Genomic DNA, 25,726 nt, shown 5'->3' on the forward strand with positions numbered 1-25,726 from the left:
ATGGGACAAAATCCTCTTCGTTAGCGTGTTGTCCCCTTATAGATTCCGCCTGCTGCCAACATCCTGTCAGCATCGGAAGAGCCTCTACAAGAGATCCGCCATGAGACGCGCCGACCGGCTTTTTCAGATCATTCAGGTGCTCAGGCGCACCCGCAAGCCGCTGACCGCGGATGCCATTGCCGCCGAGCTCGAAACCTCGAAGCGCACGATCTATCGCGACATCGCGACCCTGATCGGACAGCGCGTGCCGATCCGCGGCGAGGCCGGCATGGGCTACATCCTGGAAAAGGGATTCGACCTGCCGCCACTCATGCTGACACCGGACGAGATCGAGGCCGCGGTCTTGGGCGCGCAATGGGTCGCGGGGCATGCCGATCCCACACTGGCGCGCGCCGCAGATGACCTGATTGCCAAGATTGCCGACACCGTGCCCGAACGGCTGCGGCCGTTCGTGATCGAGCCTGCGAGCCGTGCCCGGCCGGCCTGGAGCCGTGAGCCGGACCGCATCGACATGGTGAAGACGCGATCGCATATCCACGAGGGCAAGAAGATCATGCTGCATTACCGTGACGAGCAGGGCCGCGCCACCGAGCGCACGATCTGGCCGATCGCGGTCGGCTATCTTGAAGCGGTGCGGTTGCTTGCCGCCTGGTGCGAGCTGCGCAAGGACTTTCGCAGCTTCCGCACCGACCGCGTCATCAATGCCGACTATCTCGACGAGAAATATCCCGAACGGCGCGACATCCTGCGCGCGCGATGGCGGCAGAGTCTCGTTTGGGAACGGCCACCGGACACGTGAGGCGATATGGACGCCGCTTTGACCATTGCAGACAATCCCTGCCAGGCCTGCGGCGCCTGCTGCGCCACGTCGGCCAACTGGCCGCGCTTCTCGACCGAGGACGACGAGGCGCTCGCTCGCATCCCTTTGCAGCTCGTCAATGCGCGCGGCTCGGGGATGCGCTGCGATGGCGACCGCTGCGCGGCGCTGAAGGGCAAGGTTGGCGAAGCCACATCGTGCTCGATCTACGCCGTGCGGCCCGAGGTCTGCCGAACCTGCATGCCCGGCGACGACGAGTGTGCGCTGGCGCGGAAGAAGTGGGGATTGCCGGTGCTGTGACCGTCGTCCCTGCGGGGACGACGGAGAAACCTATGCCGTCACCGCTTCAACGACATCGTGATCGTCGAACTCGTCCTCGATCGGCGCGACGGCCGAGAGCGGCTTGGTCGACAGCGTGATCGGCTTGCGGCCATTGTAGGAGGATGAAGCCGGGCGGCTTGCCGGCGCCTCGCGCGACAACGCGTAAAGCGTCATTCCGACGCGACCTCCGAAATGGACCAGGTCGCGCTCAGTGCAGCTTGCGGCGATCGAGAGCGCCAGCGCATGCAGGTGACTGCGGCGATAGCAGAACAGCGCCAGCATCGCCCTGACGTCGGAGGAGACGGTCTCGACCAGTCTTGCCAGGCCGTGCTCGTTGGCGCGGTACATCTCGCCGAGGAGTTCGTCCCGGACCGGGCATGAATCGCTATCGTAGGCGTCGCGGCTTGGAAACATCGTGAGGCCCCCCTCGCTCGGGCAAAAGATGCAATGCAATTCTCTAACGAAGGGTTAACCAGCCACGCCGGTAGTTCCACGGTGGGCTTGATCCGCGCGAATCGGTGCGCTGCGGAGCCGTGAAGCGCGAGCGATCCGGATCGATCAGGCGTTCGCCGCCATGAACAGCGCGAGGCCGAAGCCGGTAAGATGATGCAGCGCCTGGTCAACGCCAATCAGGGTCCAGAACCAGGGATGCTCCGGCGTCATGCAGAAGGTGGAGGAGCAAAGCCCCTTGGCGCGATCGACCGTGATGTGGATGACGAAATCGATAAAGGCGACGAACCAGAATTTCGGGGCGATGATCAGGATCAGCAGCAAGGCGACCGCGAAGTGGATCAGGCAGTGCACCAACAGCGGCAGCGCCCAGCCTTTCTTCTGATCCTTGCCATGGGCCATCCAGGCGTTCTGCAGAACGAAATCGGCAATGATGTGCTTGACGGTCAAAAGCATCATCCAACCGACGAGCAGACCGACCGGGACCGACGACGAGATGGAAGGAAGCGACAAGCTGACGACCTCGCAAGAGACCCAAAGACCGGACGGGGCAGGAGGCGTTCAGCGCAACTCTTTTTCAAAACCGGCCAATTCAACCCCGCATTGGCCTTTTATGACATCTCCGGTGCCGGAATGCACCTGCCGGGAACCTGAAAAACCGGAGGTGTGGCCCAACGGCGCCATAGCCGTCCGCCGCAGCTTTACCGATAATTCGCCAGCGACATATCACGACTGGCTGAAATTTTCTTTCTTTTTAGGTAGTTACCGTCCTGCCGCGCGAGAATGTGAACGCCGCCAGGACGGCGCCGACCGACCGGATAGAGCCATGAATGCCGAAGGCCGAACGCCTGCGGCGGAGCAAAAGTCGCCTCGCTCGCAGGTTGCAAGAAGAAACCGACAACAGGTGATGTTGTACACGCCAAAGGCGATCGTCCTGGCGGCGGCGACCGTCTTTGGCGCACGGCAATCACGAAGATCCATCACTCCGCCGCCGCGTGCGCATCGGGCGCGGTCACCCGTGCCCTGATCTGGGCGATCGCGCGCTTGAGCGAGGCCTGGCGGGAATCGGGCATCGCGGCGGCGCGCGCCTCCGTGATGGCGTCGGCAAGATCGGTGAGCGGCAGCACGCCATCGAAGGTCGGCTTGACGAGGCCGTCGATGATCGCATGCCAGTCGGCAAGCCCCTGCCGGTAGGCGTCGCCATAGCCCTGCACCATGGTCGCGGTCGCCACGATCGCATCGGTCGCTTCCGGCTGCTTCAGCATGCTGCGCGCGATCATGTGAAGCCAGCGCTCGACCCAGTTGCGCTCCCGGATATAGCGGATCGAGAACATCCGCCAGCGGCGCAGCCAGGCTTCCACCTTCAGCCGCCGGATGCCCCATTGGCTCGCGGTCGAGAACGGGATCGAGACGCGCCGGCGTGACCAGCCGATCTTGTCGAGCACAGTCAGCACCGGGTCGGCGGCAATCTCCGGCAGCGCATCGACCAGCTCGTCCAAACGGAACTGCTTGATGTCGGTCGAGATGATTTGCCCGCCGCCGTCGCGATATTCGGCAAGCTTGAGCTGGGCGATGCGGATCGCATCCTCGTAGGCCATGCGCCTCGCCATCAGCCGCGCCATCTCGCAATACGTCGTGGCCGACAAGCCCTTGCCGATGAAACGCTGAAGCCGCTCGACATAGAGCTTGGCGTAGGTCGCGCCCTGATAATCCATCAACAGATGGATGGCGTCGCTGACGATCGGAATCGCACCTTCCGGCAAGCCCTCGGGCAGGAACGGCGGCGTGGTGTCCACTTCGTCGAGGAAGTCGGCGAACAGATATTTCAGCGAAGACACGATGCCGTCGTCAGACACGCCGATGCCTCGTTGCCAAAATACTCTCAAGCGGTCTTCGCCGCCGCCAGCGCCGTCTGCTGCGCGAGCCGCCGCTCCAGCGTATCGAGGTTCTGGAACAGCCGAGCGGTGGCAAGCTTCAGAAAATAGAAACCGAAAGCCGGATTCTGTACATAAAGCTGCTCGACCTGGTCGTAGCTCACGCTCAGGATCACGCCGGCCTCGATACATTCCAGCGACTGCGTCCGCACATTGGACGGCGACAGCATGCCCAGTTCGCCAACGATGGCGCCGACCGGCAATTCGATGCCGGATTCGACCAGGCGGAAGCGGCCCGAGACGATATAGAGCATATCCTCGGCCTTCTCGTCCTTGTAGAACAGCATCTCGCCGGCCTTGCATTTGCGCTCGGTCATGAACGGCTTCAGCCACTCCATCGACAGGTCGCCGCCGACGGAGCGTTTCACATCGCGCACAAGCTGCAGCATCTGGTGCAGCCGGTAGGAATTGAGCACCAGCATCAAGGTCTGGACCAGTATAAGCACGTAATTATGGGCAGGGATCGCGGTCGCGATCAGCACCAGGTTGGTCAGGATGCTGAACAGCCGGAGCGGGATCATGGTCCGCATCGTGCTGGTCGCGACCAGGAAGATCGAGGCGAACAACGTGCCCGCCGTGCCTGCATGTTGGGCAAGATGAGTGCTATCCATGGCCGACCAGCTTTCAAAAAGGCAAAACAAACGCGCTGCCTGAGCGCCATCATACCGCTCGCGCGACCGCTTCGGTATACGCACAAAGGCAACGATTTGTCGGGGATTTGAACCGATCCGGGCAAAATCATCCTTTCGGCGTGCCCTGGCGCTGCCGCCAAATGCCGAGCGGCCCATATGGCGGTGCAGCGCGCGACAACAATGCGCCCCAAGGCGCGTTGACGGCCCTCCGCCGCCCGGGCACCTTGTCGGTTGCGGCCGTCATGGCCGCACCTGATCGATCTACGCCGCCAAGATGTCCCAATCACCGGTTCCTTCCGCGTTGACGCAATTTCTGACGGCGACGGCGGGCCGCAACATGACCAAAGCGGCCTATCTGGCCGTGGCGATCGGCGTCGCCACCATGGTGATGCTTACCGTCAATCCCGCCTATGAGGCCGCGCATTGGGCCGGCGCGGTGCTGTGGGCGTGCCTCGCGTTTTTCGCCTTCGAATGGGTGGTGCGGATTCGCGGCAGCTTCCGCTCCGGACGGCCCTATCTCATGACCGGCCGGGGGCTCCTGGACACCGCCGGCGTGATCGCCGTGCCGATCGCACTCGCTGCCGGCGCCGAGCCCAGGACGGCTTGGCTGCTCGCTGTCCTGTGGTTCGTCAAGGTGATCCCCGGCATTCCGGGATTGCGCCAGTTGCGGCGGGTGCTGGTGCTGGAGTCCGGCCCGCTGCTCAGCGTGCTGGTGCTGTTTTTGATGGTGCTGTTCCTGGGCTCGGTCGCCGAATATTTCCTGGAGCGCGACGCGCAGCCCCAGACCTTCGCCAATGTACCGGCCGCGCTGTGGTGGGCGGTGGTGACCCTGACCACGACCGGCTATGGCGACGTCGTGCCGATCACGCCGCTTGGCCGGCTGGTGGCAGCGATTGTGATGATCTCGGGCCTTGGCGTGTTCGGCCTGTGGACCGGTATTCTCGCGACCGGGTTCGCCTCCGAGACGCGGCGCGACAATTTCCTGAGAACCTGGGAATCGGTCAGCAAGGTGCCGTTCTTTGCCAACCTCGGCCCGTCGGCGATCGCCGATGTAACGCATATGCTCCGCACCATCGACCTGCCGCCGCGCGTGACGATCATCCGCAAGGGCCAGCAAGGCGATTGCATGTATTTTATCGCCACCGGCGGGGTCGAGGTCGACCTGCCCGGCAAGAAGGTGCAGCTCGGCGAAGGCGCGTTCTTCGGCGAGATGGCGCTGCTCGGCAACACCCTGCGCGGCGCCAACGTCACCACCACGAGGCTCTCCAAGCTGCTCGTGCTCGACCTCGTCGACTTCCGCCTGTTGATGGCGCGCCATCCCGATCTCGCCGAGACCATCGATGCCGAGGCCAAGCGCCGTGCGCTGGAGAATGAATGATGCATAGACCCGCCCACGCCGCCGCGCCGGGTGCCGGCGAGCATGCGAGCACGCCGGTCCTCACCATCGAGGGCGCGCGCGCCACCATCCGCCTCAACCGGCCGAAGCACCTGAACCGGCTGCAACCGGAAGATCTCGAGGCGCTGATGCAATTGTTCGACCGTATCGTGTCCGATGACGGCATTCGCGTGCTGGTTTTGACCGGCACCGGCCGCGCCTTCTCAGCCGGCTATGACCTCAATTCGGTCGCCGAACGCGCGACCAGCGCAAACGAGCAGCAAAGCGCGGGCTCCGCCTTCGAGGTCGTGGTCAACCGGCTCGAGGACCTCGCCGTGCCGACCATCTGCCGGCTCAATGGCGGCGTCTATGGCGGCGCGACCGACCTTGCCCTCGCCTGCGATTTCCGTATCGGCGTCGATACCGCCGAGATGTTCATGCCGGCGGCACGGCTTGGCCTGCACTATTACAAAAGCGGCATTCGGCGCTACGTGTCGCGGCTCGGCATCGATAACGCGAAGAAACTCTTCCTCACGGCGCAAAAGATCGACGCGCCGGAAATGCTGCGGATCGGCTATCTCACCGCGATGGTCCCGCCGGAGGCGCTGGACGAGGAGGTCGACCGGCTGGCCGTGATCCTCGCCTGCAATGCGCCGGTAGCGATGGCCGGCATGAAGCGGACCATCAACGAGATCGCGCGTGGCAAGCTCGACGAGGCCGCGGCGGACCAGCGCGCCCGCGACAGCATGCGTGGCGCCGAGATCAGGGAAGGCGTGAAGGCCTTCAACGAGAAGCGCCCGCCAAAATTCTGATTTTGATGCTGCTTTTCAGGCTATTTTTGTACGCTAATCGTCCACGAACGCCGCAACCTCCGCGAGCGTCGCGCGTGAGGTGCGGTAGTTGTTGACCTTGTGATCATGGTCGGCATAGCCGAAGGAGATACCGCACACCACGCGGCGGTCGTCGCCGAGATTGAAGTGGCGGCGGATCAATCCGGAATGACGCGCGAGCGCGGCCTGCGGGATGGTGCCGAGGCCCAGCGCCTGCGCCGCCAGCATGAAATTGCCGACATAGGCGCCGCAATCGACCGCGCCATACACGCCGAGCGGCTCGGTGGTGTGAATGATCGCGACATGCGGGGCGCCGAAGAAGTTGTAGTTTTCCAGCGCCTGTCTGGCATAAGCGGCCTTGTCGCCTCTGACAATACCGAGCGTGTTGTAGAGCTGGAAGCCGCTCTCGCGCCGGCGCTCGAGATAGACGCCGAGATATTCGCGCGGATATGGGAAGTCGCTGTCGTGCGGGGCGCCGGAAGCAGCTTCCGTGTAGATCAGCTTGCGGAAACGCTCCTTGGCCTCGCCGCTTGCGATCACGACCTGCCAGGGCTGGCTGTTGCACCACGACGCCGTGCGCTGCGCCACCTTGAGCACCTGCACGATGGTCTCGCGCGGCACAGGTTTAGGCAGAAAGGCGCGCACGGAGTAACGCTCGTTGAGGAGGTCTTCCAGGACATCGATACGGTTGTGATTTTGTTTTACGGCGGCATCCATCGATCAGCTCGTTTGGTTGATCTATTTCGTAGGGTGGGCAAAGGCGCGTAAGCGCCGTGCCCACCGCCCAAGGATTCCTAGAAGATGGTGGGCACGCTTCGCTTTGCCCACCCTACGAAGGCTATCAACGCCCCTTCGTCGGAATCTTGTTGAACGGCACATCCTTGTCGACACGGATATCGCCGGGCAGGCCCAACACGCGCTCGGCGATGATGTTGCGCAGGATCTCGTCGGTGCCGCCGGCGATGCGCATCGAGGGCGACGACAACAGCATCTGCTGGAACTGGCCGCGCGCGACTTCCTCCGAGCTACCTGTGAGCGCGCCTGCCGCGCCTTCGAGATCCATCGCATAGGTCGCGATGTCCTGCAGCATCGAGCCCGCGACCAATTTGCCGATCGAATTCTCCGGTCCCGGACGCTCGCCACGCGACAGCGCCGAGATCGCGCGGTAGCTGGTGTATTTCAAGCCGCTCGCCTTCACCGCCCAGCTCGCAAGTTTCGAGCGCGTCGCGCGATCGTCGATCGCGGGCCCGTCCTCCAGCATCAGGTTCGAGCAGAACTCGAACATCTCCGGAAAGCCCGTCGCAAGCCGCGCGCCGATCGACATGCGCTCGTTCATCAGCGTGGTCAGCGAGACGTTCCAGCCGTCGCCGACGTTGCCAAGCCGCTGGCTGTCGGGAATCACGACGTCGGTGAAGTAGACCTCGTTGAACTCCTGCATGCCGTTGGCCTGCTTGATCGGCCTGACCTCCACGCCTTTGCTCTTCATGTCGAGGAAGAACATGGTGAGCCCCTTGTGCTTGGACACGTTGGGATCGGTGCGGGTGATGAGAAGGCCGTAGTCGGAATAATGCGCGCCGGAGGTCCAGATCTTCTGGCCGTTGACGAGCCAGTTGTCGCCCTTCTTCTCGGCGCGAGTGCGCAGGCCTGCAACGTCGGAGCCGCCCGCGGGTTCGGAGAAGAGCTGGCACCAGATTTCCTCGCCGGACGCGAGTTTCGGCAAATAGCGGCGCTTGTTCTCCTCGCTGCCATAGGACATCACGGTCGGGCCGCACATGCCCTCTCCGATCTGGAACGGCTGCGTCAGCTTGCCATAGACGCCCTCTTCCTGCTGCCAGATCACGCGCTCGATCGGCGTGGCGCCGCGGCCGCCATATTCCTTCGGCCATTGCAGGCAGGCCCATCCGCCTTGCGCCTTCTTCTTCTGCCAGGCCTTGCCGACCTCGACGATGTCCTGGTGCCGCAAGCGGATACGGCCCAGCGAGGATTTCGAAAGCTCCGCCTCCAATTCCTTCGGCGCATTGGCGTCGATCCATTTGCGCGCGACGCTGCGAAACTCGGCTTCCTGCGGGGTATCATCGAAGTTCATGGCGCTTCCTCTTCTGCTGTCATTCCGGGGCGCGCGGAACGCGCGAACCCGGAATCTCGATCCACAATCTCTGGATTCCTGGTTCGCCGCTCCGCGGCGCCCCCGGAATGACGGCTAATGTCTTCCCTTCGTCGGAATCTGATTGAACGGCACGTCCTTGTCGACGCGGATGTCGCCGGGTAGCCCCAGCACGCGTTCCGCGATGATGTTGCGCATGATCTCGTCCGTGCCGCCTTCGACACGGGTGCCGGGCGCGCGCAGCAGCATCGCCTGGAATTTCCCAGCGAGCTCCGCTTCGGACCCGCTCAAGGCGCCGGCCGCGCCCTGCAGATCAAGCGCATAGGTCGCGACATCCTGAATCATCGAGCCCGCAACCAGCTTGCCGATGGAATTTTCCGGCCCCGGACGTTCTCCTCTGGAAAGCGCCGAGATGGCGCGGAAGCTGGTATATTTCAGGCCGCTCGCCTTGACGGCCCAATTTGCCAATTTCGAGCGCACGGCGCGATCCTCGATCGCCGGGCCGTCCTCCAGCATCAGATTGGAGCAGAACTCGAAGATCTCCGGGAAGCCGGTTGCGACGCCGGCGCCGATCGACATGCGCTCGTTCATCAGCGTGGTCAGCGAGACATTCCAGCCGTCATTGACGTTGCCGAGGCGCTGCGAGTCCGGGATCTTCACGTCGGTGAAATAGACTTCGTTGAAGTCCGACTGGCCGCTCGCCTGCTTGATCGGCCTGACCTCGACCCCCGGGCTCTTCATGTCCAGAAAGAACATGGTGAGGCCCTTGTGCTTGGGGACATTGGGATCGCTGCGGGTCAGCAAAATGCCGTAGTCGGAATAATGCGCGCCCGAGGTCCAGATCTTCTGGCCGTTGATGATCCAGTCGTCGCCGCGTCGCTCCGCCCGCGTGCGAAGGCCGGCGACATCGGAGCCGCCGGCCGGCTCGGAGAAAAGCTGGCACCAGATGTTCTCGCCGGAGGCGAGCGGCGGCAGGTATTTGCGCTTCTGCTCTTCTCCTGCGAACGCCATCATGGTCGGCCCGCACATGCCGTGTCCGATGATGAACATCGCCGAGAGCTTGCCGTAAGGCCCCTCCTCCTGCTGCCAGATCACGCGCTCGATCGGCGAAGCGCCACGGCCGCCATAGTCCTTCGGCCAATGCAGGCAGGCCCAGCCGGCATCGGCCTTCTTCTTCTGCCAGGCTTTTGCCACTTCGAGGATGTTGGCGCCCTCGAGCTTCGTGCGGCCGAGCGAGGATTTGCGCAACTCCTCCTCATATTGCTTCGGCGCGTTCGCCGCGATCCAGGCCTTGGCCTCGGCGCGGAACGCGGCTTCCTGCTGGGTATCGTCGAAGTTCATGTTCTTTTCCCTGTCATTCCGGGGCGCGCGAAGCGCGAACCCGGAATCTAGAGGTTACTTGCTCATTTCGAGATTCCGGGTTCGCGAGCGTTGCTCGCGCCCCGGAATGACGTGCAAGATCACGCCGCGTTCTTCTTCCTCATGCGATCGATCAACGCGTCTTCCCAATAAGAAAGACTGCCGAGCCCGAGCGCGACCGCATTGGCGCGGCGATAGTACATGTGGCAGTCGAATTCCCAGGTGAAACCCATGCCGCCGTGGACCTGGATGTTGTTCTTGGCGCAATGCTGGAACGCCTGCGTCGCGCTGATGCGCGCCGCGGCGGCAGCCTCCGGCAATTCGCCGGCATTGGTCGAGAGCGCCCAGGCGCCGTAATAGCAATTCGAGCGCGCCAGCGTCGCCGAGACATACATGTCGGCGAGCATGTGCTTCACTGCCTGGAACGAGCCGATCGGACGCCCGAAGGCGATGCGGTCGAGCGCGTAGTCGCGTCCCATCTCGAGTGCGCGGTCGGCGCCCCCGACCTGCTCGAAGGCGGTCAACACCGCGGCGCGGTCGAGCACCTGGGTCAGGATGCTCCAGCCTTCGCCGGCGGGGCCGAGCGGCTCGGCCTTGCAATTCCTGAAGGTGATTTCGGACTGGCCGCGGGTCGGATCGACGTTGGTGAGCGCCTTGATCTCGACGCCATCGCCCTTGAGGTCGGCCAGGAACAGCGAGACGTCGCTCTCGCGCCCGCTCGATCCCGTCCGTGCCGCGACCACGGCGAAATCGGCGATCGCGCCGTCCGCAACCGGCTTCTTCACGCCATTCAGCGTGCCGCCGTTGCCGGTGAGCTTGATCGCCTTGGGCGACGGATTGCCGGTGCCCTCGAACAGCGCCAGCGTGCCGATGGCGTCACCGGACGCGATCTTCGGCAGCCATTTCCTCTTCTGTGCATCGCTGCCCGCGAGCAGCAGCGCTTCCGCGGCGAGATAAACCGTCGAGGAGAACGGCACCGGCGCCAGTGCGCGGCCCATTTCCTCCGCGATGACGCAAAGCTCGAGATGGCCCGCGCCCGCGCCGCCGAATTCTTCCGGAATCGCGACGCCGAGAAAGCCCATCTCGGCAAGCCCTCTCCACAAGTCCTTGTCATAGGGCGCCTTGCCGTCGAGCACGACGCGCACCGCCTTCGGCGGGCATTTCTCAGAAAGGAATTTCCGCGCCTGATCGCGCAGTTGCTTCTGGTCGTCGGAGAAATCGAAGTTCATGGCGGCCTACCTTCTTTGATGGTCATTCCGGGGCGATGCGAAGCATCGAACCCGGAATCTCGAGATTCCGGGTCTGGTCCTTCGGACCATCCCGGAATGACGGCGAGAAAAACTGCGCTCTGTTTTCATTGCAGCACGATCACGTCTTCGTCGGGATTGTCGGCGTAAAGCCGCTCCACCAGAGCCGCGCGGCGCTCGAGGCCGGCGCGCTGATTGATGTAGCCCTTGTCGGTCAGCTCGTTGCCGTCGATCGAGGGCGGCTCGACCATCAACATCGCGCGCGCTACGCGCAGGCTGCTTGAGCCGCCACTCGCCTTGTTGTGGGCCTCAAGCCCGCGCTTGAAGCAGGCGATCACCTCGGGATGACGGACCACATCTTCATAGCTCGCGTCCGGCTCGCCGACGATTTGCCGACAGGCATGCAGGTTCGGCCAGGCCAACAGCCCGATGAACGGACGGTCCTGTCCCGTCACCAGCGCGTCATGCACGACGGGTGTCGCGGCCGCGATCGCATCGGTGCGGAGCGAGCCGACATGGACGAAGGTGCCGGTGGTGAGCTTGAAATCCTCGACCACGCGGCCGGCGAAGATGATCCCGGCCACGGGGTCGTTGGGATCGACAAAGATTCCGGCATCGCCGATGCAATAGAAGCCCTCCTCGTCGAAAATTGTCCGGGTGAGCTCGGGCTGGCCGAAATAGCCGGGCGTGACGTTGACGCCACGCAGCCGCAACTCATATTTCGAGCCGCAGGGCACCATCTTCAATTCGACGCCGGGGAACGGCAGGCCGATCAGGCCGACGCGTTCGGTGTCCCAATAGGTGCCCGTCGCTGTCGGCGCGGTCTCGGTCGAGCCCCAGCCGGTGTAGAACACGATGCGCTCGCCTGTGGTCTTCACCGCGAGCGCCTGCATGCGCTCATAGAGATCGTCCGGCAGCCGCGCGCCGCCATAGGCCATCAGGCTGAGGTTTTTGAAGAAGCTGCGGCACAGCGCATCGTCCTTCTCCATCGCCGCAGCGAGCGCCGCATAGCCGGCGGGAACGTTGGCGTAGTAGGTCGGCGACACCTCACGCAGGTTACGGATGGTCTCTTCGAGCTGGCCCGGCATCGGCCGGCCGTCGTCGATATAGAGCGTGCCGCCGTCGACCAGCACCGGGTTGAACGCGGCGTTGCCGCCCATCGTGTGGTTCCACGGCATCCAGTCGAGCACGGTTGGCGGGATGCTGCCCGCCGCGCGCGGCCGTACCTGCATCATCATCGCCGCATTGGCGCACATCATCTCCTGCGTGTTGACGACGGCCTTGGGCATGCCGGTCGAGCCGGAGGTGAACAAGAGCTTGCCGATGGTATCCGGCGTGATTTTCGCGATCGAGTCTTCCACATCGTTCGTCACCGGCGTCGCGGCGAGATCGGCAAACGCGACGCTCTTGATGCCGTCGCAGGGACGCGCAACGTGGATCACGGTGACGCCGTCGAGGTCGATCGCCCTCAGCGCTTTCTCGAACGCCGGCCCGTCCTGCACCATCACGACACCGGGTTTGATCAGGCCGAACAGGTATTTCAGCTTGGCGTGATCCTGGCTCATCAACGAGTAAGCAGGCGACACCGGTGCTAGCGGATGGCGCGCCTGCATCGCCGCCTGCGTCATCAGCGCGTGCTCGATCGAATTGCCGGAGAGGATCGCGACCGGACGCCCGTCCCCGAGCTTCAGGTTGAGCAGGCCTTGCGTCAGCGCATCGACGGTGCCCTTGGCTTCGGCATAGGACACCTTGCGCCACTCTCGCTCGGGACCGCCGCGCTGCGCGAGCCAGACGCGTTCGGGCGCTTGCTTTGCCCACTTCGCAAGCGAGGCCGGAATATGCTTCTCATAGGCCTGCAGCGGAATGCGCGACTTCAGGATGATTGTGCCATCGCCGCGGCGCTCGACCGCGATGTCGCGTTTCAACCACTGGATCTTGCGAAAGGCCGGCTTCTCCAGCACCGTCGCCGCATTCCCATCCATATTGCGTCTCCCGAAATATCGGCCCTTGGCGGACTCTTTGTTATCGTCTGATATAGACCGGCTTTCGCTTTTCAAGGAAGGCCCTGATGCCTTCGCTGAAATCTTCGGAGCGGCTGCACAGCACCTGGTTGCGGTCTTCCATCGCAATCGCAGCCTCGAGCGAAGGCGCATCCACACTCATGTTGAGGCATTCCTTCGACAGCCTCAGACCGACCGGCGAGGCTGTCAGCATCGCCTCGATATAGGGCTCGGCGGCGGCTTCAAGGCCGCCCTCCCCGACGATCTCCGAGACGAGACCCACCGCTAGCGCACGCTCGGCGCCGATGAAGCGGCCGGTCAGGATCAATTCTGATGCAACGGAGACGCCGACGAGGCGCGGCAGGAAATAGCTGGTACCGATGTCGCAGCCGCCAAGGCCGAGCTTGATGAAGGCGCAGTTCATCCGCGCGGATGTCGTGGCGATGCGGATGTCGGAAGCAAGCGCCAGCGCAAAGCCGCCACCCGCGGCCGCACCCTGAATCAATGCGAGGATCGGCTGCGGACAGCGCCGCATCAGCATCACGATATCGGCGATGCGGCGCTGCGAATCCAGCGACTCTGTGACGCCCGGTGGCTCCTGTTGCCCGGCACGGCGCTTCATCGCGTGTTTCAAATCGAGGCCAGCGCAGAAATTCTTCCCCGCGCCCTTCAGCACGACCACGCGGGTGTCACGGTTGCGCTGCAGGCCCTGGAAATAGGCATTGAGCGCGTCGATCAGCGACGGATCGAGCGCGTTCAGGTTTTCCGGGCGATTGAGCGTCAGCCGGTCGAGGCCGTCGGAGTGTTCGATCAAAAGCGGTTGAGTCACGATTTGCTCCTGCTCGCAGCGGAAGCGGTGGCAGTTGCTGCGCCCTCTCCCCTTGTGGGAGAGGGCATCACCGATGTCAGCCAAGGACTCACTCGGGTGAGGGGTATTCGCGGAGAGAACCCCTCATCCGGCGCCTTCGGCGCCACCTTCTCCCACAAGGGGAGAAGGGAAGAGCGTTATCGGGGCGCCATGCGGATGGCGCCGTCGAGACGGATGGTCTCGCCGTTCAGCATTGCGTTCTCGACAATGTGGACCGCAAGCGCGGCATATTCGCTGGGTTCGCCGAGCCGGGCGGGATGCGGCACCTGGGCGCCGAGGCTCTTGCGCGCTTCCTCGTTCAGTCCCATCAAAAGCGGCGTGAAGAAGATGCCGGGCGCGATGGTGTTGACGCGGATTTTCTGACTGGCGAGATCGCGCGCTGCCGGCAGCGTGAGACCGACGATGCCGCCCTTCGACGCGGAATAGGCGATCTGGCCGATCTGACCCTCATAGGCCGCGACGCTCGCCGTGTTGATGATGACGCCGCGCTCCTCGCCAACAGGCTCTGCAGTGACCAGGCGCTCGGCGAACAGGCGCAGGCAGTTAAAGGTGCCGATCAGGTTGACATTGATGATGCGCGCGAACTTCGCCAGCGGATAGACGCCGTCGCGGCCGACGATGCGCTGCGAGCCGCCAATGCCGGCGCAGTTCATCAGCACACGCGCGACGCCGTGCGCGGCTTCCGCCTTGGCAATGCCGGCCTTGACCTGCTCCTCGTCGGTGACGTCGGCGTGCAGCGCCACGCCCTTCACCTCGGCCGCAACCTTCTCGGCGTTTTCCTTGTTCTGATCGAGCACGGCGATCCTGGCGCCCTTTTCGGCCATGGCGCGCGCGGTCGCGGCGCCGAGCCCCGAGCCACCGCCGGTGATGAGAACGGCAACGTCTTTCAATTGCATGTCAAACCTCTCCTTGGGCGTTTCTTCTCTGGACTTGTCTTCTTGGACTTCTTCCCTGGACTTCTCTTCCGCAGACTTGGGCTTGTTGTGATTATGATCCCGCGGCTCCGTTGGTCGGCTTGAGCATGCCGCCGCAGATCAGCGCTTCCATGTGCTTGATGTAGTCGCGGCAGACTTCGTCGGTGACAGGGCCGACGCCGGTCGCGCGCGACATCGCATGCCGACCGAAGAACAGATAATCGCAGGCGCCGATCAGGCTGGTGTAGAACAGCACCGGATCGATCTTGCGGAATTCACCGCACCTGATGCCCTCCGCAAGCAGCCGGCGATGAAAGTCCAGAAGCGGAGCGACGAAGAATCTTGAGACTTCGTCGGCGGCCTCGCCGCTGCTCTCATGCAGCAGGTAGTGGATCAGCCGGTTCATGTAGGGGAAGCGGTGATAGGCGCGGATGATGCCCGCGACATGCAGCTTCAGCTTCGCGGTCGGCGTGATCGGCTGCGCCAGGAGATATTCGAGATTCGATATCTCGGTCGCGGCGTCGCGCGCGAGTAGCCCAAGCAGGAGCCCTTCCTTGTTGCCGAAATGGTATTTCACCAGCGCCGCGTTGACGCCGGACTTCTGCGCAATGTCCGAGAGCGAAACGTCGATCGAGGCGCGCTCGATCATCAATTCGCTCGCCGCCACGAGCAGCTTCTCGGCGGTGGGGTTTTTCGCCGGCTGCGGTCTTGCCGGTACACTGGTATTCAACTCGGGTGCCATAGCTGCCTGCATCCAAAGGGCGGGTCGCACATAAGCGCATGCCGGGGCCGCACTCAAGAGTTAATTGATCGATTGACTAAAACCCCGACCGCCCCTTAAATCCGGCTCCGTCATTTTAAGCCACAGCGAAATCAATCAGGGAGAAGTGAGATGGCCGAGGCATACATCGTCGCCGCCGCCCGCACCGCCGGCGGCCGCAAGGGAGGGCGTCTCGCCGGCTGGCATCCGGCCGACCTCGCGGCCAAGGTGCTGGACTCGCTGGTGGAGCGCTCGGGCGCTGATCCCGCGCAGATCGAAGATGTCATCATGGGCTGCGTGATGCAGGCGGGCGAGCAGTCCAATAACATCGCCCGCAACGCGATCATGGCCTCGAAGCTGCCGGAGAGCGTGCCCGGCACCTCGATCGACCGGCAATGCGGCTCCTCGCAGCAGGCACTGCACTTCGCGGCGCAAGCGGTGATGAGTGGCGCCATGGACATCGTGATTGCTGCCGGCGTCGAATCGATGACGCGGGTGCCGATGGGCCTTGCCTCGCAGCTTCCTGCCAAGAACGGCTACGGCCATTACAAGAGCCCGAATATCGAGAAGCGCTATCCGAACATCGTGTTCAGCCAGTTCACCGGCGCGGAGATGATGGCCGAGAAATACGGCCTGTCGAAAGACGATCTCGACGAATTTTCCTATAACAGCCACCAGCGCGCGATTGCGGCAACGCAAGCCGGCCATTTCAAGAACGAGATCGTGCCGGTCGCGATCACCCGCGCCGACGGCTCGACCGACACCCACACCATCGATGAAGGCATCCGCTTCGACGTCTCTCTCGATGGCATCAAGGGCGTCAAGCTGATCGCCGAGAACGGCAAGCTGACCGCGGCGAGCGCCAGCCAGATCTGCGACGGCGCCTCCGGCGTGGTCGTGGTGAACGAGAAGGGTCTCAAGCAGCTCGGCGTCAAGCCGATTGCGCGCATCCATCACATGACCATGATGGGAGGCGACCCCGTGATCATGCTCGATGCGCCGCTGCACGCGACCGAGCGCGCGCTGAAGAAGACCGGCATGTCGATCGACGACATCGACCTGTTCGAGGTCAACGAAGCCTTCGCCTCGGTGCCGACGGCGTGGCTGAAGACCACCGGCGCTGATCCTGTGCGGCTCAACGTCAATGGCGGCGCGATCGCGCTCGGCCATCCGCTCGGTGGAAGCGGCACCAAGCTGATGACGACGCTGGTCAACGCGCTGAAGCAGCGGGGCAAGCGCTATGGGCTACAGACCATGTGCGAGGGCGGCGGCATGGCCAATGTGACGATTGTGGAGCGGCTGTAGGCTGCATATCAACAAACGGTGTCGTCCCGGCCTTGAGCCGGGACCCATAACCACAGGATCCCGTGGTTATGCCAAGCTGGAGCTCCAGCTCGCGTCTATAACGTTAGCCAGTGGCTATGGGTCCGCGCGTTCGCGGGGGCGACCACCTCACTTGTGTTGATAGCTTTCCATGACCCACCCTTCCATCCACGCCCGCACCAACCCCGACAAGATCGCCTACCAGATGGCGACGACCGGCAAGGCGATCACCTATCGCGAGCTCGATGAGCTTTCCAACCAGGGCGCGCATCTGTTCCGCTCGCTCGGCCTGAAGGCCGGCGATCATATCGCGCTGCTGATGGAAAACCGGCTCGCCTTCATGGAGATCTGCTGGGCCGCGCAGCGCAGCGGACTCTATTACACCGCGATCAGCCGCTATCTCACGCCGGACGAGATCGGCTACATCGTGAAGGATTGCGGCGCAAAGGTCTTCATCACCTCGCCCAAATGCGCCGGACAGGTGAAGGGGCTGATCAAGGGCGAGCCGGGCGAACCGCTATTCTTTATGATCGACGAGCCGGAGGTAGGCTTTCGCTCCTACGACAAGGAGGCGATCGCGCAGCCGACCACACCGATCGCGGACGAGGTCGCGGGCTACGACATGCTCTATTCGTCCGGCACCACAGGAAGACCAAAGGGCATCAAGAAACAGTTCGAGGGCAATCCGATCGAGCTGCCAAATCCCTTCCTCAAGCTGCTCTGCGCCAATATGTGCGGCATGAGCGCGGATACGGTGTATCTCTCACCGGCGCCGCTCTATCATGCCGCTCCCTTGCGCTTCAACATGATGGCGACCATGCTGGGCGGCACCTCGATCATCATGGAATCCTTCGACGCCGAGCAGTTCTTGAAGCTGGTCGAGACGCACAAGGTCACGCAGTCTCAGCTCGTGCCGACCATGTTCGTGCGCATGCTGAAGCTGCCGGATGAGGTGCGCAACCGCTATGACGTCTCGTCGCTGAAGGGCGCAATCCATGCGGCCGCGCCCTGCCCGGTCGACGTGAAAGCCAAGATGATCGAATGGTGGGGACCGATCCTGATCGAGTATTACGCCGGCTCCGAAGGCAACGGCGTCACGGTCTCGACCTCGAAGGACTGGCTCACCCATCGCGGCACGGTCGGCCGCGCGGTGGTCGGCAAGGTCAAGATCCTCGACGAGAACGACCAGGAGGTGCCAACCGGCGAGATCGGCACGGTCTATTTCGCCGACGCGCCGGCGTTCTCCTACCACAACGATCCTGAGAAGACCGCGCGCGCCCACAATGCCCGTGGCTGGTCCACGCTTGGCGACGTCGGTTATCTCGATCACGAAGGCTTTCTCTATCTCACCGACCGCAAGTCCTACATGATCATCTCCGGCGGCGTGAACATCTACCCGCAGGAGACCGAGGACGTCCTGATCACGCACCCTGAAGTGGCCGACGTCGCGGTGTTCGGCGTGCCCAACGCTGAGATGGGCGAAGAGGTCAAGGCGGTGGTGCAGCCGCACGACATGGCCAAGGCCGGCAAGGCGCTCGAGGAGCAGCTCATCGTCTTCTGTCGCAAACATCTGTCGCCGATCAAATGTCCGCGCTCGATCGACTTCGAGGCCGAGCTGCCGCGCACGCCCACCGGAAAGCTGGTGAAGCGCCATCTCCGCGACCGCTACTGGCCGAAGACCGCGGTGGCGAGGATCTAGCGCGCGCTCGCGAAAGCCGTAGGGTGGGCAAAGGCGCGCATGCGCCGTGCCCACCACCCCTTGCGCGATTGCAAGATGCTGGGCACGCTTCGCTTCGCCCACCCTACGAGCTACACTCGCAGCATGACCTCCCTGCCAGACATCCCCCTCCCCGCCTCGATCCGCTCGCGATACGTCGAGAACATCAACGGCCTTCGCATGCACGTGCTCGAAGCCGGCTTCGAGACCAAGGGCCGGCCGTGCCTGTTGCTGCTGCATGGCTTTCCCGAGCTCGCCGTCTCCTGGCGCAAGGTGATGCCGGCTCTTGCCGGCGCCGGCTATCACGTGATCGCGCCGGACCAGCGCGGCTATGGCCGCACCACGGGCTGGGACGCACGCTATGACGGCGATCTCGGCTCGTTCCGCTTTCTCAACATCGTTCGTGATGCGCTGGGACTGGTGTCGGCGTTCGGCTACCGGAGCGTCGACGCGGTGATCGGGCATGATTTCGGCAGCCCGATCGCAGGCTGGTGCGCGCTGCTGCGGCCGGACGCGTTCCGTTCGGTGGTGATGATGAGCGCGCCGTTCGCACCGCCGCCGTCGCTGCCGTTCAACACGGCCAACGCGCTAGCCAAGCCGCGCGACCAAGACGCCGTGCATCGCGAGCTCGCCGCCTTGCCGCGGCCGCGCAAGCATTACCAATGGTACTACTCGACACGCGAGGCGGACCCCGACATGCACCGCGCGCCGCAGGGCGTGCATGATTTCCTGCGCGCCTACTACCATCACAAGAGCGCGGACTGGAAAGCCAACAAGCCGTATCCGCTGAAGGCATGGTCGGCGGAAGAGCTCGCCAAGCTGCCGACCTACTATGTGATGGATTTGGCCAGGACCATGCCGGAGACCGTCGCGCCGGAGATGCCCTCGGCCGCGGAGATCGCCGCCAACCAATGGCTGCCGGACAGCGAGCTCGCCTATTACGCGGCCGAATATCAGCGCACGGGCTTCCAGGGCGGCCTGCAATGGTATCGCTGCGGCACATCCGGCGCCTTCGATGCCGAACTGCAGACATGGTCCGGCCGCACCATCGACGTACCGTCGTGCTTCATCGCCGGCAAGCAGGATTGGGGCCCCTATCAGCGCCCCGGTGCGCTCGAAGCCATGCAGAAGACGGCCTGCACCGACATGATCGGTTGCCATCTCGTCGACGGTGCCGGGCATTGGGTGCAGCAGGAGCGGCCGGAGGAAGTCAACCGATTGTTACTGCAATTCCTCAAAGGCGCGGCAGGTAATCGCGACCGTTAGATGCGGGGGTTCATCTGCCGTTCAGCCGTGCCACCAAATGATGGGGCGCTAGGCGAGCCCTGTCGGAACCTTCGTTCGACACACGCGTTTGTGACCTCGCACAATACCCACTGGAGGAGAAGATGGAAAAGAAGATTGCTGGATTACTGGGAGCGGTGGCTGCGCTCGGCACGCTCAATGGTGCGCAGGCCGCGCCAGCGCCGGCCCTGGACCCGTCGGACACACTCAAGGTGAACTCCTACGCCGACCTGCTGGAGCCGATCCCGAATGCCCTCAAAGTGCTGCAGGCGATTGAGGAACAGCAACCTGTGAAGCCGTGGGAAGATAACGTCCAGATGGCGCAGTTCTATCACCACCACCATCATCACCATCACCATGGCTACTATCACCATCATCACCACGGCTATTACCGGCCGCATGTGATCATCGTGCCACCCCGCCGCTTCTATCACCACCACCATCATCACCATCACCACCACCATCACGGCTACTATCGTCGGTACTGACCCGCGTGATGGTGTGAGGATTACGTCGGGCGCTCGATCCGGGAAGGATCGGGCGCCCGCTTCGTCTCGGGTCGGCTCAATAGCGATCAGCCCTGCCGCGCTTTCTCTTTTGCCGCGCGGTGGAGATGCCGGTAGGTGCCGTCGAACACCGTATCGGTCGATGACAGCCACTCCGTGCCCTTGGCGAGATTTGGCCGGTTGGCATAGATGCGGCGGGCCTGCAGCTCGCGTTCGGCCGCTTCCTCTTCGGTCATCGGCTCGAGCTCGAAGGGCGCCTCCTCCGGGATCACGATGATTTGCGCGAACGGCTCGCCGGGACGGAAGATGTGGGTGCGACCTTCCGCCGGGGACTTGAACACGCAGAAGAACACCATCGGCCACCAGTTGCGGATCAGCGCGGGCACGGCGATCGGCACTGTGTCGGTCGGGTCGGAGTAGAAGCGCGGATGCGGCTCGGTGCGGATCGCAAATCCCTGCGGCGCCTTCACATCGAGCAGGAGCTGATAGGTGTAGAAGGTGTCGCCGAAATTCCGGAAGGGCGGCCATTGCAGTCCGTTGTTCGGCGGCTCACCCCAATCGCCTTCGAGGACAAGGTGCCCATCCTTCGTGGTGACATGCAGCTCGTTGTCGTATGGATAGAACAGCTCGATCCCGTACTGCGCGCCTTCGGAAAACGGCACGCAGTGCCAGACCTGCTCGTGCGATCCGTCCTTGCGCGGATCGCGGGTGCCGGCCCAACCCGGGATTTCGAGCTTGGTGCGCCGCGGCGCCAGTCCTGGATGGTTCAGACGGTATTTGACTTTTTCCATGAAGCTTCCCCGCTCGGCGCTCCCACCGACCAATCGAAACGGTCATTTGCCGCTGCCGGTTCCATATCAGCCATCGTGCCGGCGAGGCGACATTTCTGAAGACATTCTCACCATTTGACCTGAGAGCATTCTGAACATTTGACCGCGTCAGTCCGAACCTATAGGTTTAGAACCATTCTAAATTAGGCTCCCCGGAAGGCTTCGATGAAGAATTTCGCCGATCTCACCGAGCGCGAGGTATTGGCGGTCGCGATTTCCTCCGAGGAAGAGGACAGCCGCATCTATATGTCCTTCGCCGAGGATCTGAAGGAGCGCTACCCGGATTCGGCAAGGATCTTCGAGGAGATGGCAGAAGAGGAACGCGGCCATCGCCACCGCCTGCTCGAAATGTATGAGCAGCGCTTCGGCCCACATCTGCCGCCGATCCGCCGCGAGGACGTGAAGGGCTTTTTGCGCCGCCGCCCGATCTGGCTCACCAAGAACCTGCCGCTCGACACCATCCGCAAGGAAGTGGAGACCATGGAGCAGCAGGCCGAGCGTTTCTATGCCAAGGCCAGCGAGCGGGCGGAGGATGTTGGCGTGCGCCGTCTCCTCGGCGATCTCGCCGAAGAGGAAAGGGGCCACGAGAATCTCGCAACCAGGCTGACCGGCGAAATCCTCAAGCCGGACGTGCGCGAGGCCGAGGACAAGACACGGCGGCGCATGTTCGTGCTGCAATATGTGCAACCGGGGCTCGCCGGCCTGATGGACGGTTCGGTCTCCACGCTGGCGCCGCTGTTTGCGGCGGCGTTTGCGACCCATCACAACTGGCAGACCTTTGTGGTGGGCCTTGCTGCGTCTATTGGCGCCGGCATCAGCATGGCCTTTGCCGAAGCGCTCTCGGACGACGGCTCGCTGACCGGTCGCGGTTCGCCCTGGATACGCGGCACGATGACCGGCATCATGACCGCGCTTGGCGGTCTCGGCCATACGCTGCCCTATCTGGTGCCGGACGCCTGGCCAAACGCGTTCTGGATCGCGACCGGAATTGCTGGTGTCGTCGTGTTCTTCGAATTGTGGGCGATCGCCTTCATTCGCGCGCACTACATGGATACGCCGTTCCTGCAGGCGGTGTTTCAGGTCGTGCTCGGCGGCGTCATTGTGCTTGGCGTCGGCATCCTGATCGGCGCGTCGTAGAACTACAGCACGGCCGGCAGCACGACCTCCCGCATGATGCGCGTCGGCGGCACCCATTGATCCGGCGTGTCGTAATTGCCCGACGTGGTCACCACCACGAGGTCGAGCCCCGGCATGACATAGAGCCGTTGCCCGCCATTGCCCAAGGCGCTCGTGACAGGCTCGAGCCGGGATCTCTTCCAGTGCGGACCATCCGACGCCGTCTCGAAACCGAAGCGTCCGAGATACCACTGATAGCCGTATTCGCGCATCTCATCGACCCGCACCACCGCCGTCGTGCAACGCGCGATCCAATCCGCCGGCACGACCCGGCGGCCCTCCCAGACCCCGCCGTTCAACATGAGCTGGCCTATTCTGGCAAGATCGCGCGGCGTCATGCGAATGCCGGAGGCTGCGATCAGTTCGTCGTCGCGGCCCGTGTACCAATCGGTCGGCGCCATACGAAGCGGATCGAACAGCACGTCGCGCGCATAGGCATGGAGCGACTTGCCGGTGCCCTCGGCGATGATGCGGCCGAGCAGCGCAGTGGCCCCGCCACAATAGGTCCAGCGCGCGCCCGGCTCCATGACAATGGGACGCCCGAGCACATAGCGATAGCGATTGGGAGCGCGATCCATCGCGATCTCGCTGTTGGCCGGATTGGTGTAGGGAATGCTGAGCTCATCCCAATCCGTGCCCATCGTCATTGACAGCACGTGATGCAGCGTCCAGCGCTGGCGGTCGCTATCCGCGGCGAGATCCGCATATTCGGGAAAGGACTGCATCAGCGGCTGCTCGGGCGGCGGCACCTTGTCATCCCTGAGCGCAATTCCGTAGAGGAGGCCGACGATGCTCTTCGACACCGAGCGCAGGTCATGCAGCGTATCCGGCTTGAACGCGACGACCCCGAGCGGTGTGCCGCGCGCGTCGTCCGCACCGTCAAAATAGCGTTCCAGCACCAGCCGCCCGCCGCGGATGACGATGACGGCGTGCATGTTCCAGATGCGCTTGTCGGCAACGGCCTTGCCGAGCCGCGCCTCGAGATCGGCGGCAAATCCGGCTTCGGAAGGCTTCGTCATGTGCCAATCGAGCGTTGTTGCCGTCGAACTTTCTCTGATCGATCCGACCATGAGAACTCCTCCTGCGGCTGCCAGCATCCGCCGGCGGTTGAACATTGTTGCGGTCCTATCGTCACCTTTCGGCCTGCAACGACGATGACGGCGCGCATTGGCAGTAACATGTCATCTGAGGCGTCACTGTACAGCGATTGCTCTTGCGGCGCCGTGCCAAACTGCGCATCATCCGAGCCGCTTCGAAAAATATCGGACGGGAGTACGCTTTGGCCAAATCGCAATGGAGCTTCAAGACCGCCGTCGAGCTTACCGCGGCGCTGAAGGCGAAGCAGGTCTCCGCGGTCGAACTCGCGCAGGACGCGATCGGACGGATCGAGCGGCATGACGGCAAGATCAACGCCATCTGCGTGCGCGACTTCGATCGCGCGCTGGAGGCGGCACGCGCGGCCGATGCCGCGATCGCGCGCGGCGAGAACAGGCCGCTGCTCGGCATCCCCCTGACGGTGAAGGAATCCTATAACATCGCAGGCCTGCCCACGACGTGGGGCTTTCCGGCGCAGAAGGATTTCATCGCCAAGGAAGACGCGCTGTCGGTCACGCGCATCAAGGATGCCGGCGCCGTCATCCTGGGCAAGACCAACGTGCCGCTCGGGCTCGGCGACTGGCAGAGCTACAACGAGATCTACGGCACCACCAACAATCCCTTCGATCTCGCGCGCACGCCGGGCGGCTCCTCCGGCGGCTCCTCGGCCGCGCTTGCCGCGGGCTACGGTCCGCTGTCGATCGGATCCGATATCGGCGGCTCGCTGCGCGCGCCGGCGTTCCATTGCGGCGTCTACGCGCACAAGCCGACATTCGCACTGGTGCCGAACCGCGGCCATACGCCGCCACCGCTGCCGCCCTTGCCCTTCAACCGCGACCTCGCGGTGATCGGGCCGATGGCGCGCGGCGCCGCCGACCTCACGCTGCTGCTCGACGTGATGGCTGGACCGGACCCGATCGAAGCCGGCAAGGCCTACAGGCTCGAGCTGCCAAAGGCGCGTCATGGCGCGCTCAGGAATTTTCGCATCCTCGTGATCGACAGCGATCCCGTGATGCCGACCGGCAAGGACGTGCGCGGATCGATCGAGACACTCGCAACGAATCTCGGCAAGGCCGGCGCCATCGTGACGCGGCAAAGTCCGCTGCTGCCCGACTTTGCGGCGTCCTCGCGGCTCTATATGCGCCTCTTGATGTCGCTGTTGGGCGCGACCTTTCAGCCTGAAGTTTATGACGGTGCAAAGGCCGGCGCCGCGCAGCTCACGTCCGACGACGTGAGTCTCCGCGCGGAGCGGCTGCGCGGCATCGCGCTCAGCCATCGCGACTGGCTCGCGGCCGACGGCGGCCGCACGCGGCTTCGCGCGCAATGGGCCGAGCTGTTCAGGAGCTTCGATGCGGTGATCTGCCCGGTCATGCCGACGGCGGCCTTTGTGCAGGACCAGTCGCCGGAGCAGGAGAACCGCCGCGTCAACATCGACGGCACGGATTATTCCTACACCGACCAGCTCGCCTGGCCCGGCATCGCGACGCTGCCGGGCCTGCCCGCCACCGCGATCCCGCTCGGGCTCAACGCGCAAGGCCTGCCGCTCGGCGTGCAGATCGTTGGTCCGTTCCTGGAGGACCGCACGCCGCTGACGCTGGCGGAACTGATCGAGCGCGAGTTCGGCGGCTTCGTTCCGCCGCCGGCGTTTGATGATTGACGGGAAATGAGGAGAACCGCATGAGCAAGGACATCGACGAGCTCGCCGCGCTCAATAAGGACTACGTCGACTCAGTTCAATCCTCCGACGTAAAACGCTTCGACCAAATCCTGGCGCCGGAGTTCTATTGCTCCAACCCGGACAAGTCGCTGGTCGACCGCGCCGCGTTCCTGAAGCAGACGGCAAAGCCGGTCGCGATCAGGAATCTGTACGCACATGACGTGAAGATTCGCGTGATGGGCGATTTTGCGATCATCCATGCCGCAACCAGCTACACCATGCCGGACGGCCAGGAGGCCCACGGCCGCTACACCGACTGCTGGGCACGGCATAACGGCAAGTGGCTCGCCGTGTCGGCGCATGTGTCGCGGTAGGAAAGTAGCACTCGTCATTGCCGGGCTTGACCCACGGCTGTCCGGTTTAGCTTTGGCATAGGCTGAGGCTCATCTGTCGCTGATCTTTGATGATTGGCGGAGGCGGATCGAGGAGGCGATCGATCCGCCGTCGCTGCATGAGGTTTTGAGCGA

25 protein-coding genes are annotated in these 25,726 nt (G+C 63.6%); 11 read left to right on the forward strand and 14 right to left on the reverse strand.

Going from position 1 to position 25,726, the window contains the following annotated elements; all coding sequences use genetic code 11:
• Positions 1-100 precede the first annotated feature (100 nt).
• Both VKR55_RS07380 and VKR55_RS07385 read left to right on the forward strand, forming a co-directional pair.
• Positions 101-799 (forward strand): helix-turn-helix transcriptional regulator, encoded by a 699-nt coding sequence (locus tag VKR55_RS07380; RefSeq protein ID WP_324401287.1) that lies wholly within the window; start codon positions 101-103, stop codon positions 797-799.
• A 6-nt stretch (positions 800-805) separates the two neighbouring features.
• The gene (locus VKR55_RS07385; protein WP_324401289.1) at positions 806-1,117 is read left to right on the forward strand and encodes a YkgJ family cysteine cluster protein; all 312 of its coding nucleotides are present in this window, start codon (positions 806-808) and stop codon (positions 1,115-1,117) included.
• Positions 1,118-1,147: 30 nt separating this feature from the next.
• On the opposite strand, the gene VKR55_RS07390 is transcribed toward VKR55_RS07385, so the two are convergent.
• The 4 genes from VKR55_RS07390 to VKR55_RS07405 form a co-directional block, all read right to left on the reverse strand.
• Positions 1,148-1,552, reverse strand: coding sequence for a hypothetical protein (locus tag VKR55_RS07390; protein ID WP_324401291.1), 405 nt, complete (start codon positions 1,550-1,552; stop codon positions 1,148-1,150).
• Positions 1,553-1,696: 144 nt separating this feature from the next.
• A complete protein-coding gene (locus tag VKR55_RS07395; RefSeq protein WP_324401335.1) occupies positions 1,697-2,047 on the reverse strand; it encodes a DUF3307 domain-containing protein in 351 nt (116 codons plus the stop codon).
• A gap of 521 nt (positions 2,048-2,568) precedes the next feature.
• On the reverse strand, positions 2,569-3,444 hold the full coding sequence (locus tag VKR55_RS07400) for a DUF6537 domain-containing protein (RefSeq protein WP_324401293.1): 876 nt from the start codon (positions 3,442-3,444) through the stop codon (positions 2,569-2,571).
• Positions 3,445-3,470: 26 nt separating this feature from the next.
• Positions 3,471-4,133 carry a Crp/Fnr family transcriptional regulator gene (locus VKR55_RS07405; RefSeq protein WP_324401295.1) on the reverse strand — a complete coding sequence of 221 codons (663 nt, stop codon included), beginning with the start codon at positions 4,131-4,133 and terminating at the stop codon, positions 3,471-3,473.
• A 295-nt stretch (positions 4,134-4,428) separates the two neighbouring features.
• Between VKR55_RS07405 and VKR55_RS07410 the strand changes: the two genes are divergently transcribed.
• Both VKR55_RS07410 and VKR55_RS07415 read left to right on the forward strand, forming a co-directional pair.
• On the forward strand, positions 4,429-5,532 hold the full coding sequence (locus tag VKR55_RS07410; protein ID WP_324401297.1) for a cyclic nucleotide-gated ion channel: 1,104 nt from the start codon (positions 4,429-4,431) through the stop codon (positions 5,530-5,532).
• Positions 5,529-6,341: an enoyl-CoA hydratase/isomerase family protein gene (locus VKR55_RS07415; protein ID WP_414642316.1), complete on the forward strand. Its 813-nt coding sequence runs from the start codon at positions 5,529-5,531 to the stop codon at positions 6,339-6,341. The genes VKR55_RS07410 and VKR55_RS07415 overlap by 4 nt, the downstream gene beginning before the upstream one ends.
• A 33-nt stretch (positions 6,342-6,374) precedes the next feature.
• Here the strand turns inward: VKR55_RS07415 and VKR55_RS07420 are convergent, their stop codons facing one another.
• From VKR55_RS07420 to VKR55_RS07455, 8 genes are all read right to left on the reverse strand, one after another.
• Positions 6,375-7,076, reverse strand: a complete 702-nt coding sequence (locus tag VKR55_RS07420) for a nitroreductase (protein WP_324401299.1) — start codon at positions 7,074-7,076, stop codon at positions 6,375-6,377.
• A 124-nt stretch (positions 7,077-7,200) separates the two neighbouring features.
• A complete protein-coding gene (locus VKR55_RS07425) occupies positions 7,201-8,445 on the reverse strand; it encodes an acyl-CoA dehydrogenase (protein WP_324401301.1) in 1,245 nt (414 codons plus the stop codon).
• Between the two features lie 114 nt (positions 8,446-8,559).
• Positions 8,560-9,804, reverse strand: a complete 1,245-nt coding sequence (locus tag VKR55_RS07430) for an acyl-CoA dehydrogenase (RefSeq protein WP_324401304.1) — start codon at positions 9,802-9,804, stop codon at positions 8,560-8,562.
• Positions 9,805-9,923: 119 nt separating this feature from the next.
• Positions 9,924-11,051 carry an acyl-CoA dehydrogenase family protein gene (locus VKR55_RS07435; RefSeq protein WP_324401306.1) on the reverse strand — a complete coding sequence of 376 codons (1,128 nt, stop codon included), beginning with the start codon at positions 11,049-11,051 and terminating at the stop codon, positions 9,924-9,926.
• A 125-nt stretch (positions 11,052-11,176) separates the two neighbouring features.
• Complete coding sequence (locus VKR55_RS07440; protein ID WP_324401308.1) at positions 11,177-13,051, reverse strand: AMP-binding protein; 1,875 nt, start codon at positions 13,049-13,051, stop codon at positions 11,177-11,179.
• Between the two features lie 40 nt (positions 13,052-13,091).
• Positions 13,092-13,898 (reverse strand): enoyl-CoA hydratase/isomerase family protein, encoded by an 807-nt coding sequence (locus tag VKR55_RS07445; protein ID WP_324401310.1) that lies wholly within the window; start codon positions 13,896-13,898, stop codon positions 13,092-13,094.
• Between the two features lie 176 nt (positions 13,899-14,074).
• Complete coding sequence (locus VKR55_RS07450) at positions 14,075-14,833, reverse strand: SDR family NAD(P)-dependent oxidoreductase (RefSeq protein ID WP_324401312.1); 759 nt, start codon at positions 14,831-14,833, stop codon at positions 14,075-14,077.
• A gap of 91 nt (positions 14,834-14,924) precedes the next feature.
• Positions 14,925-15,593 carry a TetR family transcriptional regulator gene (locus VKR55_RS07455; protein ID WP_324401314.1) on the reverse strand — a complete coding sequence of 223 codons (669 nt, stop codon included), beginning with the start codon at positions 15,591-15,593 and terminating at the stop codon, positions 14,925-14,927.
• Positions 15,594-15,743: 150 nt separating this feature from the next.
• Here VKR55_RS07455 and VKR55_RS07460 point away from each other — a divergent pair, with 150 nt between their 5' ends.
• The 4 genes from VKR55_RS07460 to VKR55_RS07475 all read left to right on the forward strand — a co-directional run bounded on the left by VKR55_RS07460 (position 15,744) and on the right by VKR55_RS07475 (position 20,423).
• Positions 15,744-16,916, forward strand: a complete 1,173-nt coding sequence (locus VKR55_RS07460; protein ID WP_324401316.1) for an acetyl-CoA C-acetyltransferase — start codon at positions 15,744-15,746, stop codon at positions 16,914-16,916.
• Between the two features lie 169 nt (positions 16,917-17,085).
• Positions 17,086-18,633: an acyl-CoA synthetase gene (locus VKR55_RS07465; protein ID WP_324401318.1), complete on the forward strand. Its 1,548-nt coding sequence runs from the start codon at positions 17,086-17,088 to the stop codon at positions 18,631-18,633.
• 123 nt (positions 18,634-18,756) lie between these two features.
• Positions 18,757-19,917, forward strand: coding sequence for an alpha/beta hydrolase (locus VKR55_RS07470; RefSeq protein WP_324401319.1), 1,161 nt, complete (start codon positions 18,757-18,759; stop codon positions 19,915-19,917).
• Between the two features lie 122 nt (positions 19,918-20,039).
• The gene (locus tag VKR55_RS07475) at positions 20,040-20,423 is read left to right on the forward strand and encodes a hypothetical protein (protein WP_324401320.1); all 384 of its coding nucleotides are present in this window, start codon (positions 20,040-20,042) and stop codon (positions 20,421-20,423) included.
• 86 nt (positions 20,424-20,509) lie between these two features.
• On the opposite strand, the gene VKR55_RS07480 is transcribed toward VKR55_RS07475, so the two are convergent.
• Entirely contained in the window at positions 20,510-21,232 is a 723-nt protein-coding gene (locus VKR55_RS07480; protein WP_324401322.1) for a hypothetical protein, read from the reverse strand.
• Positions 21,233-21,436: 204 nt separating this feature from the next.
• Here VKR55_RS07480 and mbfA point away from each other — a divergent pair, with 204 nt between their 5' ends.
• Positions 21,437-22,408: an iron exporter MbfA gene (gene mbfA, locus VKR55_RS07485; protein WP_324401324.1), complete on the forward strand. Its 972-nt coding sequence runs from the start codon at positions 21,437-21,439 to the stop codon at positions 22,406-22,408.
• Positions 22,409-22,410: 2 nt separating this feature from the next.
• On the opposite strand, the gene VKR55_RS07490 is transcribed toward mbfA, so the two are convergent.
• Positions 22,411-23,466, reverse strand: a complete 1,056-nt coding sequence (locus VKR55_RS07490; protein ID WP_324401326.1) for a serine hydrolase domain-containing protein — start codon at positions 23,464-23,466, stop codon at positions 22,411-22,413.
• 260 nt (positions 23,467-23,726) lie between these two features.
• On the opposite strand from VKR55_RS07490, the gene VKR55_RS07495 reads away from it, so the two are divergent.
• Both VKR55_RS07495 and VKR55_RS07500 read left to right on the forward strand, forming a co-directional pair.
• Positions 23,727-25,199, forward strand: a complete 1,473-nt coding sequence (locus VKR55_RS07495) for an amidase (protein ID WP_324401328.1) — start codon at positions 23,727-23,729, stop codon at positions 25,197-25,199.
• A 20-nt stretch (positions 25,200-25,219) separates the two neighbouring features.
• On the forward strand, positions 25,220-25,573 hold the full coding sequence (locus tag VKR55_RS07500; protein ID WP_324401330.1) for a nuclear transport factor 2 family protein: 354 nt from the start codon (positions 25,220-25,222) through the stop codon (positions 25,571-25,573).
• Positions 25,574-25,726 lie beyond the last annotated feature (153 nt).

Source organism: Bradyrhizobium sp., assembly GCF_035309285.1.
Classification (GTDB): Bacteria; Pseudomonadota; Alphaproteobacteria; order Rhizobiales; family Xanthobacteraceae; genus Bradyrhizobium.